The following is a 17,031-nucleotide window of genomic DNA, read 5'->3' as shown; positions in this document are numbered from 1 at the left end:
CATGATTGGTGACAGGAGTTGACAGGGGGACTCAATGCAATCTTAGATTGCATTTATCTGATTATAACAACCTATGGAGATGGACCATGTCGGGGGGCGGGTCCGAGGCCGAGGCGGCGGCGGTCGAGGCCTTCATCGCCCGCTGGCGCATTTCGGAAGGGGCGGAACGGGCCGCCTATGCGCAGTTCCTCAGCGAGTTCTGCCGGCTGATCGGCGTCGAGCCGCCGCAGCCGCCGACCAGCGATTCCGATGCCGTGACCTATCGCTTCGAGTATCCCGTGCGCTTTGCCGATGGGCAGGGCGGCTCCAGCACCGGGCGCATCGATCTCTACCGCAAGGGCGCCTTCGTCCTCGAAGCCAAGCAGAGCCGCCTGAAGGGACAGGCCAAGGAGGTCCTGCCGGCGCAGGGCGCCCTGTCCTTCGCGGAGCCGGCCGGACCGCGGGGCCGGCGCGGGGCCGATCGCGCCTGGGACGTGCTGATGCTCAATGCGAGGCGCCAGGCGGAGGACTATGCCAAGGCGCTGCCGGCGAGCCATGGCTGGCCGCCCTTCCTGATCGTCTGCGATGTAGGGCATTGCTTCGAGTTCTACGCCGACTTCACCGGGCAGGGTAAGAACTACGTCCAGTTCCCGGACCGGCAGAGCTACCGCGTCTATCTCGACGATCTGCGCGATGCGACCCTGCGCCGACGCCTCGCGACGATCTGGAGCGAGCCGCTCTCGCTCGATCCCGCCCGCCATGCCGCCCGCGTGACCCGCGCCATCGCCGAGCGGCTCGCCGCCGTCTCCCGGGTGCTGGAGCGCGAGCACGACCCCGAGGAGGTGGCCCTCTTCCTGATGCGCTGCCTTTTCACGATGTTCGCCGAGGATGTCGGGCTGATCCGCAAGAATGCCTTCAAGGCCCTGCTGCGCGAATGCCGCGACGCGCCGGATTCCTTCCTGCCGCTGGTTTCCGAGCTGTGGCAGGCGATGGACAAGGGGGCCTATTCCACCTCCGTTCGCGAGCGGATGAAGCGCTTCAACGGCAAGCTCTACGAGGATGCGCAGGTCTTTCCGCTCGGGCGCGAGGAGATCGGCGAGTTGCTGGCGGCGGCAGAACATGACTGGAAGGAGGTCGAGCCCGCGATCTTCGGAACCCTGCTGGAACAGGCGCTCGATCCGCAGGAGCGCGCCCGTCTCGGCGCCCACTACACGCCGCGCGCCTATGTCGAGCGGCTGGTGGTCGAGACCGTGATCGGGCCGCTGCGCGAGGACTGGCGCGCGGTTCTCGGCGCCGCGCAGCAGGCCCGCGATGGCGGGGACGCGCGCAAGGCGCTGGCATTGGTCGAGGGTTTTCGCGAAGCCCTCTGCACCACGCGGATTCTCGATCCGGCGTGTGGGACGGGCAATTTTCTTCACGTCTCGCAAGAGCTGATGAAAAAGCTGGAGGGCGAGGTGTTGGATGCCGCCGGCGAGCTCGGCCGCAACGAAGAGCTCTCCGGCTTCGCCGCCCATCAGGTGGGGCCGCACCAGTTCCTGGGCATGGAGACCAATCGCAGGGCGGTGGCCATCGCCGATCTCGTCCTCTGGATCGGCCATCTGCAATGGCATTTCCGAACCCGCCCACACGCGCCGCGCGAGCCGATCCTCGAAAAGCTCGATCATATCTACAAGCAGGATGCGGTGCTGAGCTGGGACGGCTGGCCGATCCCGGATTGGCGCGATGGCCACGAGTCCCTGCCGAACCCGCACCGGCCGGATTGGCCCGAAGCCGAGTTCATCGTCGGCAACCCGCCCTTCATCGGCGGCAAGGATCTGCGGGCCCGCTTGGGAAACGTCTATGCCGAAGCGCTCCGGGCGGTGCATCCGCAGATGAACGAGAGCGCCGATCTGGTGATGTACTGGTGGGACCACGCAGCCGAATTGCTGACCCAACCGGGCACACAACTGCGCCGCTTCGGCTTCGTCACCACGAACTCGATTACCCAGCTCTTCCAGCGCCGGACGATCGAACGGCATCTCACAGGCAAGCGGCCGCTTTCGATCATCATGGCGATTCCCGACCATCCCTGGACGAAGGCCGGGCGGGACACCGCCGCCGTCCGGATCGCGATGACGGTCGCGCAGGCCGGCCATCACGACGGCAAGCTCTGCACGGTCCTGTCCGAAACCGGGCTCGACAGCGACCAGCCGCAGATTGAGCTCGGCGCCAGAGAAGGGCGGATCAATTCCGACCTGACCATCGGCACCGACATGACGCAGACGGCGCCCTTGCGGAGCAATGACGGGCTGTGTTCCCCAGGTGTGAAGCTGCATGGAGCAGGCTTCATCCTCAAACCAAACGAAGCTGAAGCTCTTGGTCTATCTCGCCGCCCCGATCTGAACCAGCATATCCGGCACTACCGAAACGGCCGCGACCTGACCTCAAGACCTCGCGGTGTTCTCGTCATCGATTTCGACGGCCTCAGCAGCGAAGAGGTCAGGTCGCGCTTTCCCGAGGTTTATCAGCACCTGCTTCTCCGCGTAAAACCGGAGCGCGACAAAAACAATGAAACCTACCGGCGGGAGAACTGGTGGCTCTTTGGGCGCCGGAATACCGAGATGCGTGGCTTTACGGCTGGATTGCAGCGTTACCTCGCCACAGCAGAGACGGCCAAGCACCGCGTCTTCCAATTCCTCGACGCATCCATTTTGCCCGACAACATGCTGGTTGCAGTAGGCATATCGGACGCCTTCCATCTCGGCGTGTTGTCGTCTCGCGTCCATGCCACCTGGTGTCTGGCACAGGGCGCAACCCTCGAAGATAGGCCCCGCTACTCCAAGTCCCGCTGCTTCGACCCCTTCCCCTTCCCCGATGCGACCGAGCAGCAGAAAGAGGCCATCCGCCGCCCCGCGGAGGCGCTCGATGCCCTGCGCAAGCAGGTTCTCGCTGATCATCCCGACCTGACCCTGACAAAGCTCTACAATGTGCGCGAGGCTCTCCTCGCCGGCTACGCGCTGAAGGCCGCCGAAGAGGATATCCGCGACCGTGGCCTCGTCATGATCCTCGACGAACATCACGAGGCGATCGATGCCGCCGTGGCCGGCGCCTATGGCTGGCCGGCGGACCTGGCCGAGGAGGAGATTTTGGCCAGGCTCGTCGCCCTCAATCGGCAGCGCGCCCACGAGGAAGCACAAGGCATGGTGCGCTGGCTCCGGCCGGACTATCAGCGCCCGCGCTTCGGCGCGCCCGGCCGCATGGGCGAGCAGATCGAGGCGGCCTTGCCGGTACCCGTCACGGGAGCAGCAAGCAAGCCGGCTTTCCCGACCGATGCCGTGGGACGCGTCGCGGCCGTGCTCGCGACGCTGGCGGGGATGCCGGCGCCGATCGATGCAGCGGCCATCGCGGGACAGTTTCGCCAAGGCCTCAGGGTGGAGCGGGCGATCCGCGACATCCTGATCTCGCTGGCGCGCGTCGGCGAAATTTCCACGCTCGACGGTGGGCGGCATTTCGCGCGGCGCCTGACCGGCACAGGATGAGCCGTTTCAGATAGAGCCTCGGCCGATCTGGATTATTGCAGACGCTCCAGCTCGGAATGAGATTTGAGTGCGTATCCGCCCTTGGCTTGCGTCACGAGATAGGCGGGTTTTTCCTCGGACGCATTGCGGCGGACGCGGGTTCCCTTGATCGTGCGGCTGACTGGCTTGGTAAAGACCTGCTCGACGCGGCCGTGAGCGCGATGCGCGCCCCAGCGCCATGTCACATCTGTTCCGGGCTTCAGCGGCTCTACCATTCGGCCCTTCGTTCAATGCTCCGGCGGGCTAACGCGGCAGAGCGAGATCGGTTCACGCTCGCTCGGCGAGCCAGGCATCGATGCCGGCGGCGGCGGCCACGCCCGTTGCGAAACTGGCTTGCAGCAGGTAGCCGCCGGTCGGCGCCTCCCAGTCCAGCATCTCGCCCGCCGCGAAGACGCCGGGCAGGCGCTTCAGCATGAATCCGCCATCGCACTCATCCGCCGCGATGCCGCCGGCGGTGGAGATGGCGCGGGCGATCGGCATGGGCGCATCAAGCCGCAGCGACGCTGCCTTGATCAGGGTCGCGAGCGCGCTCGGCTCGTCGGGGAGCGCGGCGCCGGCGGCGTCCCGCAGCAGGGCGATCGCGACCGGAGCAAGGCCTGCCGCTTTGCGCAGATGGTTGCTCAGCGTCTCGCCCTTGCGACGCTTTGCGAGGCGGGCAGCCAATTCCAGGACCGCGAGATCGGGACGCAGGTCGATCTGGAGCGTGGCGCTGCCATCACGCGCGATCGCCTCCCGGATCGGCGCCGACAGCGCATAGATCGCGCCGCCTTCGATACCGTCGGCATCGATCATTGCCTCGCCAGCCGCCATTTCGCCCGCGCACCGGATGACGATGCGCTTCAAGGGCTGGCCGGCAAAGCGCTCCTTCATCTGCGGCGACCAGGCGACCGTGAAGCCACCATTCGCCGGCCGCAGCGGCGAGATCGCGACGCCACGCGCCGCCAGCAACGGCGCCCAGCCGCCATCCGAGCCAAGGCGCGGCCAACTCGCGCCGCCAAGCGCCAGCAGGGCCGCATCCGGGCGAACAAGTTCGGATTCACCGCTCGCGAGGCGAAATGTCAGTGCACCGTCGGCATCCCAGCCGGTCCAGAGCCGGCCCGAGGCCAGCCACACGCCCAGCCCATCGAGCCGGCCGAGCCAGGCGCGCAGCAGCGGCGAGGCCTTCATCGCGCGGGGAAGACGCGGCCGCTGGAGCCGATGAAGGTATCGGCGCCGAGCCCGTCGGCCCAATCGCGCAGGACCTGCGGCGGGAAGGCACGCAGGGCCGGTTCGAGCCAACCGCTCGCCTCTCGATAGCGCGCGAGAAAGCTGTCGAAAGGCTCGGAATGCGTCAGATTCAGGCCGCCGCGTCCAGCGAGCAGGAACTTGCGGGCCGGCGAGGCCATGCGCTCGTAGAGCGTAACGCTATGCCCGGCGCCAGCCAGCCGCTCGGCGGCGATCAGGCCGGCGGGGCCTGCGCCGATGATGGCGATATTGCGTATCGGCTTTTCCACCGCAGCCCTGTTCCCATCTGGGCGCGTCATCCCGGGCGCAGCGCAGCGAAGACCCGGGATCCATGCCTGAACCTTTAACGGAAGCGCTCCGGCATGGATCCCGGATCGGCGCCGCTGACGCGGCCGGCCCGGGGTGACGGCGTGTTTCCGTTCGAAGGCTTACCGCTTTAGACTGGCGCCCTCACCTCGAAAAGCCCCGCAGCGGACATCGTTTCATGCCGACCATCGCCGCCTATATCGGCGCCGCGCTCTTCGAGATCGCCGGCTGCTTTGCTTTCTGGGGCTGGCTCAGGCTCGGCAAGCCGATCTGGTGGCTGCTGCCGGGGCTCGTCTCGCTCGGGCTGTTCGCCTGGCTCCTGACGCTGGTCGAGAGCGCCGCGGCCGGGCGCGCCTTCGCCGCCTATGGCGGGGTCTATATTGCCGCCTCGCTCGGCTGGCTCTGGGCTGTCGAGGGCATCCGGCCCGATCGCTGGGACCTGACCGGCGGCGCCATCTGCCTTGTGGGCGCCGCGATCATCCTGGCGGCGCCGCGCTGAAGGCCGGGATCACCCGCCCGAATGGGCGGCGGGGATGAGCACGGACGGCGTCTCGCGCTGCGCGGCGGCGGCCTTCGTCTCGCGCAGGCGGCTCTCGCGCAACTCGTTGGCGGTCTCCAGGATCGGGTAAGCGATCGAGACGATGTGGCCGTGGATGCGCTTCAAGTCGCGGATGATGTCGAGATGGATCGCGCTGGTCTCGATCGATTCCGGCCGGCCCGAGCGCAGGCGCTGGAAATGGCTGTCGGTGGCGCGCCGCTCGGCATCGCGCATCGCCGCCTTGTCGGCGAAGAGCTGGCGGGCGAGCACGAGATCGCGCGTCGCGAAGACGTTGAGCGCCAGTGCCAGCGCGGAGGCGACGCGGTGGTGGAAATCGCGGATTTCGGCCAGCCCCTCCGGCGAGAAGGAGAAGCGCTTGCGGATCTTCTTCTCGGCGAGCTCGCGCAGGTTCTTGTCGATGATGTCGCCGATATGCTCGAGATTGGTGATCAGGGTGATGATCTCGAACAGGCGCCGGCTCTCCTCCTCGGAGAGCTCGTTGCGGGAGACCTTGACCAGATAGAGCTTGATCGACTCGTGGATCGTGTCGACGCCGTCATCGGCCTGGGCGATGGCACGCGAGAGCTTGAGCTCGTCCTTCTCCAGCAGGGTCATGGTGTCGCGCAGCATGCCCTCGACGCGGTCGCCGAGGCGCAGCGCCTCGCGCATCGCGCCGGCGAGCGCCTCGGTCGGGCTGTCGAGCGCGTTCGGATCGAGATAGCGCGGCGTCACGGCTTCCGCCTTGTCTTCCTTGCCGGGCATGAAGCGCTCGACCAGCGCCGAAATCGGCCCGACGAAGGGCAGGAAGACCAGCGCGCCGACGACGTTTAGCACGACGTGGAATTCGATGGCGAGCCGGGCCTGCGACGAGGAGAAGCCGATAAGCCAGGTCGAGAGCGGGCCGACAAAGGGCAGCACGGCTAGCGCCAGGATCAGGCGCGTCAGCAGGTTGCCGACGGCGGCGCGGCGCTGGGCGGCTGGCGCGCCGAGCTGGTCGAGCACCGGGATCACGGCATTGCCGAGATTAGCGCCGATGACCAGGGTCAGCGCCGTCGCGGGCGGAAAAAGGCCCGACGCCGCAAAGGTCGCGACGAGCAGGATGATCGCAATGCTGGAATGCACGAGCCAGGTCGCGGCGATGGCGGCGAGGATGCCGAGCAGCGGCTCCGAGCCCATCGCGGCCAGCACGACGCGGAAGGTCGGCGACTGCGCCAGCGGGGCTGCCGCCATGTTGAGTTCGATCAGCGAGAGCAGGATCAGGCCGATGCCGACCAGCACGCGGCCGATATTGCGGGGGCGCTCCATCGCCTCGCTGGAGAGATACATGGCGACGCCGATGGCGACGCAGAGCCCCCAGAGCCAGCCGAGATCCATCGAGATGACGAAGGCCGCAAGCGACGTGCCGAGATTGGCGCCGAGCAGGACGGCGAGCGCCATAGCCGGCACGATCAGGGCCTGACCGGCGAAGGAGGAGACCAGCAGCGTCGTCGCCGTCGAGCTTTGCAGCACCATGGTCACGGCGACGCCACTGCCGAAAGCGGCGAAGCGATTGCGCGTGAAACTCTGCAGAGCCTGCCTGAGCTGGGAGCCGAAGGCGCGCATCGCGCCGGTTCGCACCAGCCTGACCGCCCAGATCAGCAGCGCGACGCCGCCGACAAGATGGATCAGGATGGTGGTAGCGCTCTCGCCGGTGGCCATTTTCGTGCGGTCTTTCCCCGATTCAGGGCTTCATCTTCGGCCAAATCTATCAATTTTTGATTAGCCAACTCAACAGAAATACGCGGTGAAAGTGCTGATAATTGGGCAGCGCCCTCAAGCCTTGCGGAGCGGTGGATAAATGTCGGATTCCGGGGCGCTCAAGCCGGCGGAATCAGCGTCACGCCCTTGTTCGCGAAGGAAACCGAGACCGCAGTACCCGGCTCCAGCATCTCGCGCCCGCCATATTGGACGACGAAGAGTTCGCCGACCTCGGTCTCGACCATGATGTCCAGGTGGTTGCCGAGATAGGCGCATTTTCGGATCGTGCCGGGCAGCGAGCCGCCCTGGCCGGGATCGCCGAGCAGCAGCGCCTCCGGCCGGATCGCGACCTTGGCCGGGCCGGCACCGAGACTGCGCGCCGGCAGGCTGACCGTGGCGGAACCGATCGCGACCTCCGCGCGGCCGTCCGCGACCGCCTTCACTGTGACGTCGACCAGATTGGCATCGCCGATGAAATCGGCCACGAAGGCGTTCGAGGGCTGCTCGTAGAGGTCGCGCGGCGCGCCTTCCTGCGCGATCCGGGCGTTCGACATCACGATGATGCGGTCGGAGACGGCCAGCGCCTCCTCCTGATCATGGGTGACATAGGCCACGGTCAGGTTGAGGTCCTGCTGCAACTCGCGGATTTCCTCGCGGACGCGGCGGCGCAGCTTGGCGTCGAGATTGGAGAGCGGCTCATCGAAGAGCAGCACCTGCGGCTCCAGCACGAGCGCGCGCGCGACCGCGACACGCTGCTGCTGGCCGCCCGAGAGTTCGGAGGGATAGCGGTTCTCGAAGCCCTTGAGGCCGACCAGCGCCAGCTTCTCCAGCGCCATCTGCTTCGACTGCTCCTTGCCGAGGCCCTTCACGGTCGGGCCATAGGCGGCATTGTCGAGCACGCTCATATGCGGAAAGAGCGCGTAGGACTGGAACACCATGGAGACGTCGCGGTCGGCGGCCGAGAGCTTGGTGACGTCCTTGCCGCCGATCAGGATCTGGCCGTCGCTGGCGATCTCGAGGCCGGCGATCATGCGCAAGGTCGTGGTCTTGCCGCAACCGGAGGGGCCGAGCAGGGTCACCAGCTTGCCGGCCTCGATGGTGAAGTTGATGTTGTCGACCGCGGTCACCGCGCCGTAGCGCATGGAGACGTTGCGGAATTCGACGGATGCGGGCCCGGCCTTCGTCAACTTGCTGCTCCCTGACTGATGGGGTTGGACACCGAGCTGGAGAGCGCGACGACCTTGCGGCGGCCAAGCTTGCGCTCGCCGACGAGGAACTGGATGAGCGCGATGCCGAGCGCCATGAAGACGATCAGGACCGAGGAATAGGCGATGGCGAGGCCGAATTCGCCGGCCTCGACGCGCCCGACGATATAGGCGGTGGAGAGGTTGTACTCGGCCGAGACCAGGAAGATCACGGCGCTGACCGCCGTCATCGAGCGCACGAAGGAATAAACCAGCGCCGAGACCAGCGCCGGCTTCAGCAGCGGCAGCACGACGCGCCAGAGCGTTGTGAAGCTGCGGGCGCGCAGCGTCGTCGAGGCCTCGTCCAGGCTCTTGTCGATCTGCGACAGGCCGGCGATGCCGGAGCGCACGCCGACCGGCATGTTGCGGAAGACGAAGGCGATGATGAGGATCAGCCCGGTACCGGTGATCTCGATCGGCGGCACGTTGAAGGCGAGGATATAGGCGACGCCGAGCACCGTGCCGGGAATGGCGAAGGAGAGCATCGTCGCGAATTCCAGCCCGGCCCGGCCGCTGAAGCGCTGGCGCGTCAGCAGATAAGCGGTGAGCAGGCCGATCACCGCCGTCAGCGGAGCCGAGATCGCCGCGACCTTCACTGTGGTGAAGAAGGACGGCCAGGCCGAGCCCTGGAAATAGATGCCGTTGCTGAAGTCGATGGCGAAGCCGGTGAGATAGTGCTGGAGCGTCGGCGTGAAATCGCGCCCCATGTTGCGGACGAAGCCGCCGACCAGGATGACGATGTAGATCACCACGGTCAGCGCGACCCAGGGCACGATCACGGCGGCTGAAAGCCAGGTGATGCGGCGCGGCAGCGGCGTCGGCAGGCCGGCATCGCCCTTGCCGGTGACGGTCGTGTAGGACTTGTCGCCGAGCCAGCGCTGCTGCACCCAGAAGGCGCCGAGCGTGAAGGCGAGCAGCACGATGGCGAGCACCGCCGCCTGCCCCTGATTGTAGGATGCGCCGACCACTGCGAAGAAGATCTTGGTCGAGAGCACCTCGAAATTGCCGCCGAGCACCAGCGGATTGCCGAAATCGGCCATGCTTTCGACGAAGCCGAGCAGGAAGGCGTTGGCGATGCCGGGCCGGAGCAGCGGCCAGGTCACGGTGCGGAAGGTCTGCCAGCGCTTGGCGCCCAGCGTCTGCGAGGCTTCCTCAAGGCTCGGCGAAATGCCCTGCACGACGCCGATCAGCACGAGGAAAGCGATCGGCGCGAAGGCCAGCACCTGCGCCAGCAGCACGCCCGGCAGGCCGTAAAGCCAGCGCGAGCGCGGGATGTCGAACCATTCGTAGAGCAGGGTCGAGACCGCGCCGGCGCGGCCGAAGAGCAGGATCAGCGCGAGGCCGATGACGAAGGGCGGGGTGATGATCGGCAGCACGGTCAGGGCGCGCATCACGCGCTTGCCGGGCATGCCCGTGCGCAGGATCAGCAGCGCGCAGGCGAGGCCGAGCAGGGTGGTGATGACGCCGCAGAGCACGGCGAGGACCAGCGTGTTCCAGGCGACGCCGCAATTGACGTTGGCGCTGAGGCAACCCAGCCCCCAGATCGAGGAATCGAGGAAGCGCGCCATGAAGGCAGCCGGCGCGAAGGCGCCATTCTGGTCGACCAGCGCGCTCTTCAGGATGATCGCGACCGGGAAGAAGATGAAGATGCCGATCAGCAGGACGACGAGGCCGATCGTCGATGTGGTGAAGAGGTCGCCACGGCAGACGCCGCGATAGGCGAGGCCATGGCAGAGCAGGAAGAGGAGCGACAGCAGCGTCAGGAAGGCACCGCCGCCGATGCCGCGCTGGGCAGCCCCGGCGCCGCCGAGCAGAGCGGCGAGCCAGGAAATGCCCTGGTCCTTCAGGACGATCGAGAAGGCCTGGGCGAAGAACAGGACCATGCCGAGAAGGCCGGCCCAGAGCAGCACGGCCGCCGTACGCTGGCGATCGGCACTGCCCCAGAACAGCGTCGCCGCCGCAAGTGCGACGCCGACCGGCAGGAGCCAGGGCGTCTGGCCGGACAGCGAGAGCGCCAGAGCGCTACCGGCCTTGCCGAACGGATAGTCGGCGAGCCAGGCCCAGTTCGTCAGGCTCATGCCCTCGACGAGATACCAGGGCATCAGCGCATAGCCGAGCCAGCCGATCAGCAGCACGAGTCTCGTCGCTGGCGCCATGGTTGCCCTGCCCTCACATTTCCTGTTGGCCCGAACCGGTTGCTCCGGCTTTCACGGCCCAGCCCTTGTCTTGCACCCGAACCTCCAGCGTCATCCCGGACGCAGCGAAGCGGAGATCCGGGATCCATGCCGGAGCGCATCCGGCGGAGGTTAGGCATGGATCCCGGGTCAAGCCCGGGATGACGGCGTGTTTCCGAGGTTGTCCGAAAACACGCCGCGTTCGCGCAGCCTTACTTCGGCAGCGCCTTGACTTCCTTGTCCCACTTGGCGAGCAAGCGGTTGCGCTCGGCCGAGGAGCCGTATTTCACGAAGTCGTAGTTGATCAGCTTCATCTGATCCATCTTCGGCGACTGCGCCGGCACCGGCGAGGCCTTGTTCGACGGCACCTGATAGGACTTCGCGGGGGCGGCGAGCGCCTGCGCGGCCGGGGTCAGGGCCCAGTCGTAGAACTTCTTGGCGTTGTCGAGATTGCGCGCGCCCTTGACGATCGACATCGAGCCGATCTCGTAGCCTGTGCCCTCGCAGGGCGCGACCGGCTTGATCGGATCGCCCTGCACGGCGAAGACCACTGCGTCATGGATGAAGACGATGCCGACAGCGGTTTCGCCGAGGCTCGCGGCCTTGGCGGGCGCGGCGCCCGACTTGGTGTATTGGCTGATGTTCTTGTGCAGGGCCTTGAGATACTCGAAGCCCTTGTCCTCGCCCATCAGCTGGATCACCGTCGCCAGCAGGTTATAGGCCGTGCCGGAGGAGTTGGGATCGGCGACCTGGACGTCGTCCTTCAGCCTGGCATTGAGCAGGTCGGCCCAGCATTTCGGCTCGGGAATGCCCTTCGCCTTGATCTGGTCGGTGTTGAAGCCGAAGCCGAGCGCGCCGGCATAGATGCCGACCGAGCGCTGCTTGGCCGCCTTCCACTGGTCGAGCGCCCAGGGATGCAGCTCCTTGTTCTTCGGCGATTCATACTCCTGGGTCAGTCCCTCTTCCGCCGCCTGCAGATGCGGGTCGCCGGTGCCGCCCCACCAGACATCGCCGCGCGGATTGGAGGATTCGGCCTTGAGCTGGGCATAGATCTCGCCCGCCGACTTGCGGGTCATCGCGACCTTGATGCCGGTCTCCTTCTCGAAGGCGCCCGACATGGCGCGGCACCATTCCTCCTGGACGCCGCAATACATGACGAGCGCCCCTTGAGCGCGGGCCGGGGTCGCGGCGAAGGCCGCGGTGGCAAGCGCGGCGAAGAGCCCCGCCTTGAGCCAGGATTTCGACTGCATGTGAACCTCCCTCATCGGATCTTTTGTTGTTTTGTCGCTTGCGACGAAGCTGTGATGACTTCGCCGAAAGATCAATTGAATATCACGCTGGCTAAGCGATTCCGGTGATCCCCTTCAGCACCGGCGCCAGTTCCGGCGTGCAGCACAGGATCGGGTTGCCCTTCGCGATCCCTTCGCCGGCGAAGAAATCGTTGATTGAGGCCCCAGCCTCGCCGGCGATGACGATTCCGGCAGCGACGTCCCAGGCATTGATATGGAGCTCGGCATAGGCATCGCTCGCGCCATTGGCGACATGGCAGAGGCCGAGCGTGCCCGAGCCGCCGCGCTTCATCGCGGCGCCCGCCGTATAGCCTCGCTCGATCACCTTGAGATAGCTCGCCGCCGGCATGCGGGTCGACCAGCCCAGCTCGACCGAGGCGCGGGCGATGTCGGCCGCACCGGACACCTTGATCGGGTCGCCGTTCAGCGTCGCGCCGGCGCCACGACGCGCAGCATAGACCTCGCTAAGGGCCGGAGCAGCCACGACGCCGATCTCCGGCTTGCGGTTCGCGAGGAAGCCGATCGAGATGCACCAGTTGCGGTCGCCATGGGCGAAATTCGCGGTGCCGTCGATCGGATCGAGGATCCAGACGGCGTCGGAGGCCTCGCCGCCGCCCTCCTCGCCGATGACGGTGTCGTTCGGGAAAAGCTCCGCGAGGCGTTGACGCAGGAAATCCTCGACCTTGCCGTCAGCGACGGTCAGCCAGTCCTGCGCGCCCTTCATGGTGATGCCGAGCGACTCGCGCCTGTTGAAATAGCCGAGCGCCAGATGGCTCGCCTCGGTCGCGAGACCGAGGGCCGCGTAATAGCGCAGGTCGCGCTCCGCCGGGGTCATCAGTTCGCTCCCAGATCGACGCGGACGGGCTTGCCGGTCTGCGCGGATTGCGTCGCGGCATCGGCCAGAATCTGCGCCTTCAGGCCGTCGAGCCCGGTCGGCGAGGCGGCGGCTCTGCCGTTGCAGGCCGCGATGAAGGCGTCGAGCTCGGCGCGATAGGCCGCCGCATAACGCTCCAGGAAGAAGTTCTGCACGGGATCGGCGCGGAAGCCCTGCCCCGTGGCGATCTCGACCGTCGTCTCATGGATATTGCCGGCGCGCAGCATGCCCTTGGAGCCGTGGACCTCGATGCGCTGGTCATAGCCATAGGTGGCGCGGCGCGAATTCGAGATCTGGGCGATCCGGCCCGAGGCCGTCTTCATGACCACGGCGGCGGTGTCGACGTCGCCGGCCTCGCCGATCGCCTTGTCGACCAGCGCGGAGCCGAGGGCGAAGACCTCGACCGGCTCCTCGGCCAGGAGGAAGCGCGCCATGTCGAAATCATGGATCATCATGTCGCGGAACAGCCCGCCCGAGCGCTTCACATACTCGACCGGCGGCGGCGACGGATCGCGCGAGATCACCGTGACGATCTCGATCGCGCCGGCCTCGCCGGCACGCAGTCGCTTCTCCAGCGCGGCGAAATTCGGGTCGAAGCGGCGGTTGAAGCCGATCATCAGCGGCTTGCCGGACTTCTCGACGGTGGCGAGGCAGCGGCGGATGCGGGCCGCGTCGAGATCGACCGGCTTCTCGCAGAACACGGCCTTGCCGGCGGAAACCGCCTGCTCGATCAGATCGGCATGAGTGTCGGTCGGGGTGCAGATCAGCACGGCGTCGATCGCGGCATCCGCGAGGATAGCCTCAGTGCTCGTGGCCTTCGCGCCGGTAGCGGCGGCGAGCGAGGCAGCGGCCTCCGGCATCGCGTCGGTAACGGCGACAAGCTCGGCATCGCCGCGCGCGGCGACGTTCAGTCCATGGATGCGCCCGATCCGGCCGGCGCCCAGCAATCCGATCTTCATGGCCTTCGTCATTCCCGTGGTCGCGTTCTCGTCAGGCAGTCTTGCGGCGCTGGCGCCGCGGTGGACATCCGGGGCTAGTCATGAGCGCCCAGAATGGTCTGGTCGAAATCGATGTTCGAACCGGTCATCAGGCCGGATTCCGCCGAAGCGAGATAAGCGACCGCCTTGGCGACCTCGCGCGGATCGATCAGGCGCCCGAAGGGCTGCGAGGCGTTGGCCTCATCCAGCCAGCCGTCCCTTGCGTCATGGCGCAGCTTCATGATCGCATCCTCGCCCGGCGTCGCCATCCAGCCGATATTGAGGCCGTTGACGCGGATGCGGTGCTTCAAGAGCCCATAGGCCGCATTCTTCGTCAGCGCGGCCAAGGCCGCCTTCGAGACGCTGTAGGCGGAGAGGAAGGGCTGTCCGCCATGGGCCGACATCGACTGGATATTGACGATGGCGCCGGGAATATCCTGCCGGCGCATCAGATCGGCAGCATCCTGGATCAGGAAGAACGGCGCCCGCAGGTTCACCGCCATGATGCGCTCGTAAAGCGCGGGCGAGGTGTCGAAGATCGTGCCGCGATCGGTGTCGCCAGCGGCGTTGACGAGGATGTCGAGATGGCCGAAGGCCTGCTCGGCCGCCGGAACGACCTGCCGGACGGCCTCGAGATCGGCGAGGTCGACCTGATGGAAGCGGGCATCGCAGCCCGCCGCCCGCAGGCTTTCCGCCACGGCCTCGCCACGCGTCGCATTGCGCCCGGTCAGCAGGAGCCCCCGCGCACCGCGTCCGGCGAATTCGCGGGCGATCGCTTCGCCCAGTCCCTGGCTGCCGCCGGTGACGACGGCGACCTTGCCGTGGAGATCACGGCTGAACGAACCGGCTTGCGACAAAGACCCGCCTCCCGAAGCGAATGGCAGGAATTTTTTAGTCCTCCCGCTTGTTGGAACAAACATTCCATTTTTGGCACGGACGAGTCAAGACGATGCGGCGCGGCACCAGCGAAGACCGATGGGGTACCACGCGACCGCGCGCCTATCGTGAGATCGGACGGATGGCCGGGGCATGACGCCGCTGCATGTGCGGCCTTGAGGCGCGCCGTTCTCAACGGAAAGAAAACTGTCGTCTTCGCAGCGCTGGCGGCATAAAGTTGCCACAATGCGACCCGGACCGGCACATTCATGCAAATGAGGCTATCTTCGGGAGCGACGCATCGCGGCAGACGCGCATCTGCCCTGCGCTGCACAGTTGACGCTTTCGTTGGCACATGCCTTGCTGGGCCCATCAACGAGAACACGGCGCGAAGGCGCCGGGGATGACTTTTGTTTTGATAGGTGGAGGCAATTCGATGAACGAGCAGGAAATCCGCGGCATGGTCGCGGATGTGAAGGAAGGCACGCTGTCGCGTCGCTCCTTCATGCAGAAAATGGCGGCGGTCGGTATCGCCGCGCCGATCGCATCCCAGATCCTGATCTGGAACGACGTGGCGATGGCGAATGCCACGCTGCAATACAAGCCGACCAAGGCTGGTGGCGGCGGGCCGCTGAAGATGCTGCTCTGGCAGGCCCCGACGCTGCTGAACCCGCATTTCGCCTCGGGCACCAAGGACCAGATCGCCTCCCGCATCTTCTACGAGCCGCTCGCCGGCTGGGACAAGGAAGGCAACCTGATCCCCTGTCTCGCCGCAGAGATCCCGACAAGGGCCAATGGCGGCCTCTCGGCCGACGGCCTCAGCGTCACCTGGAAGATCAAGCAGAACGTGAAATGGCATGACGGCAAGCCGCTGACCGCGGACGACGTCGTCTTCACGTACGAGTATGCCAAGGACCCGGCGACCGCCGCTTACACCACGGGCTCTTACAAGGACATCAAGGTCGAGAAGGTCGACACCCACACCGTCAAGGTGATCTTCCAGCAGGCCACGCCGTTCTGGGCCGATCCCTTCGTCGGCACCGTCGGCCAGATCATCCCGAAGCACCGCTTCGGCGACTATGTCGGCGCCAAGTCGCGCGAGGCCCCGGACAACCTGAAGCCCATCGGCACCGGCCCCTACAAGTTCGTCGACTTCAAGCCGGGTGACGTTCTCACCGGCGAGCGCTTCGCCGATTACCACATCAAGAACCAGCCGCATTTCGACACGATCGAGGTCAAGGGCGGCGGTGACGCGGTCTCGGCGGCCCGCGCCGTGCTCCAGACCGGCGAATACGACTATGCCTGGAACCTGCAGGTCGAGGACGAAGTCCTCAAGCGCATGGAGACCGGCGGCCGCGGCAAGATCAGCGCGGTTCCCTCGGGCGATATCGAGTTCATCATCCTGAACACGACCGATCCGTGGACCGAGGTGGACGGCGAGCGTTCGAGCGTCAAGACCAAGCACCCGACCCTGTCGGACCCCAAGGTGCGCGAAGCGTTCAACCTGCTGATCGACCGCGATTCGATCCAGAAGTTCATCTATGGCCGCGGTGGTACCGCGACCGCGAGCTTCGTCAACGAGCCCAAGCAGTTCAAGTCGACCAAGCTCAAGTACGAGTTCAACATCGACAAGGCCAACAAGATCCTCGACGAGGCCGGCTGGAAGAAGGGTTCCGACGGCATCCGCGAGAAGGACGGCAAGAAGCTCAAATACGTCTATCAGACCTCGATCAACGCTCCGCGCCAGAAGACCCAGGCCATCATCAAGCAGGCCGCCCAGCGCGCGGGCATCGACCTCGAGCTGAAGTCGGTGACGGCCTCGGTGTTCTTCTCGTCGGACGTCGCCAACCCCGACACCTACACCAAGCTCTACGTCGATATCGAGATGTACACCACGACGCAGCCGCAGCCCGATCCGGAGCGCTTCCTCAACCAGTTCGTCTCCTGGGAGATCGCGACCAAGGAGAACAAGTGGCTGGGCCGCAACGTCTCGCGCTACTCGGACCCGGCTGCCGACGAAGCCTACAAGGCTGCCCAGAAGGAGCTCGACCCGGCCAAGCGCGCCGCGTACCTGATCAAGGTCAACGAAATCTTCTGCGAGGCCAACGTCATCCTGCCGCTGCTGTCCCGTACCCGCGTCGCGGCGTCGCTGAACAACCTGTCGCATGATCACAGCGGCTGGGACGTCGACAGCTGGAACATCGCGGCCTGGTATCGTAGCTAAGCGCCCGATTCCCTTCACGGCGGCTTCGGTTG

11 protein-coding genes and 1 pseudogene are annotated in these 17,031 nt (G+C 66.3%); 3 read left to right on the top strand and 9 right to left on the bottom strand.

What is annotated here, in order from left to right; all coding sequences use genetic code 11:
* Positions 1 to 8 precede the first annotated feature (8 nt).
* A complete protein-coding gene (locus tag ACFJGT_RS01420; protein WP_377845114.1) occupies positions 9 to 3,497 on the top strand; it encodes a class I SAM-dependent DNA methyltransferase in 3,489 nt (1,162 codons plus the stop codon).
* Positions 3,498 to 3,529: 32 nt separating this feature from the next.
* On the opposite strand, the gene ACFJGT_RS01415 is transcribed toward ACFJGT_RS01420, so the two are convergent.
* Both ACFJGT_RS01415 and ACFJGT_RS01410 read right to left on the bottom strand, forming a co-directional pair.
* On the bottom strand, positions 3,530 to 3,751 hold the full coding sequence (locus ACFJGT_RS01415; protein WP_377845112.1) for a DUF2945 domain-containing protein: 222 nt from the start codon (positions 3,749 to 3,751) through the stop codon (positions 3,530 to 3,532).
* Positions 3,752 to 3,803: 52 nt separating this feature from the next.
* A pseudogene (locus ACFJGT_RS01410) lies at positions 3,804 to 5,059 on the bottom strand (TIGR03862 family flavoprotein).
* 185 nt (positions 5,060 to 5,244) lie between these two features.
* Here ACFJGT_RS01410 and ACFJGT_RS01405 point away from each other — a divergent pair.
* The gene (locus tag ACFJGT_RS01405; RefSeq protein WP_257734905.1) at positions 5,245 to 5,565 is read left to right on the top strand and encodes a YnfA family protein; all 321 of its coding nucleotides are present in this window, start codon (positions 5,245 to 5,247) and stop codon (positions 5,563 to 5,565) included.
* Positions 5,566 to 5,574: 9 nt separating this feature from the next.
* Here ACFJGT_RS01405 and ACFJGT_RS01400 read toward each other — a convergent pair whose 3' ends face one another.
* The 7 genes from ACFJGT_RS01400 to ACFJGT_RS01370 all read right to left on the bottom strand — a co-directional run bounded on the left by ACFJGT_RS01400 (position 5,575) and on the right by ACFJGT_RS01370 (position 14,756).
* Positions 5,575 to 7,302, bottom strand: a complete 1,728-nt coding sequence (locus ACFJGT_RS01400; protein ID WP_377845109.1) for a Na/Pi cotransporter family protein — start codon at positions 7,300 to 7,302, stop codon at positions 5,575 to 5,577.
* A gap of 158 nt (positions 7,303 to 7,460) precedes the next feature.
* Positions 7,461 to 8,528, bottom strand: coding sequence for an ABC transporter ATP-binding protein (locus ACFJGT_RS01395; protein WP_377845107.1), 1,068 nt, complete (start codon positions 8,526 to 8,528; stop codon positions 7,461 to 7,463).
* Positions 8,525 to 10,741, bottom strand: a complete 2,217-nt coding sequence (locus tag ACFJGT_RS01390) for an ABC transporter permease (protein WP_377845105.1) — start codon at positions 10,739 to 10,741, stop codon at positions 8,525 to 8,527. The genes ACFJGT_RS01395 and ACFJGT_RS01390 overlap by 4 nt, the downstream gene beginning before the upstream one ends.
* Positions 10,742 to 10,971: 230 nt before the next feature.
* Positions 10,972 to 12,009 (bottom strand): ABC transporter substrate-binding protein, encoded by a 1,038-nt coding sequence (locus ACFJGT_RS01385; RefSeq protein ID WP_377845102.1) that lies wholly within the window; start codon positions 12,007 to 12,009, stop codon positions 10,972 to 10,974.
* A 91-nt stretch (positions 12,010 to 12,100) separates the two neighbouring features.
* Positions 12,101 to 12,883: an inositol monophosphatase family protein gene (locus ACFJGT_RS01380; RefSeq protein WP_377845100.1), complete on the bottom strand. Its 783-nt coding sequence runs from the start codon at positions 12,881 to 12,883 to the stop codon at positions 12,101 to 12,103.
* A complete protein-coding gene (gene iolG / locus ACFJGT_RS01375; protein WP_377845098.1) occupies positions 12,883 to 13,893 on the bottom strand; it encodes an inositol 2-dehydrogenase in 1,011 nt (336 codons plus the stop codon). The genes ACFJGT_RS01380 and iolG overlap by 1 nt, the downstream gene beginning before the upstream one ends.
* A 62-nt stretch (positions 13,894 to 13,955) precedes the next feature.
* Positions 13,956 to 14,756: an SDR family oxidoreductase gene (locus tag ACFJGT_RS01370; protein ID WP_377845096.1), complete on the bottom strand. Its 801-nt coding sequence runs from the start codon at positions 14,754 to 14,756 to the stop codon at positions 13,956 to 13,958.
* A 455-nt stretch (positions 14,757 to 15,211) separates the two neighbouring features.
* Here ACFJGT_RS01370 and ACFJGT_RS01365 point away from each other — a divergent pair, with 455 nt between their 5' ends.
* Positions 15,212 to 16,999: a peptide ABC transporter substrate-binding protein gene (locus ACFJGT_RS01365; protein ID WP_377845093.1), complete on the top strand. Its 1,788-nt coding sequence runs from the start codon at positions 15,212 to 15,214 to the stop codon at positions 16,997 to 16,999.
* Positions 17,000 to 17,031 lie beyond the last annotated feature (32 nt).

Source organism: Allobosea sp. UC22_33 (genome assembly GCF_042700715.1).
Lineage (GTDB): Bacteria > Pseudomonadota > Alphaproteobacteria > Rhizobiales > Beijerinckiaceae > Allobosea.
The sequence above is the reverse complement of the archived record's forward strand: the minus strand, read 5'-3'. Positions and strand labels throughout refer to the sequence as shown.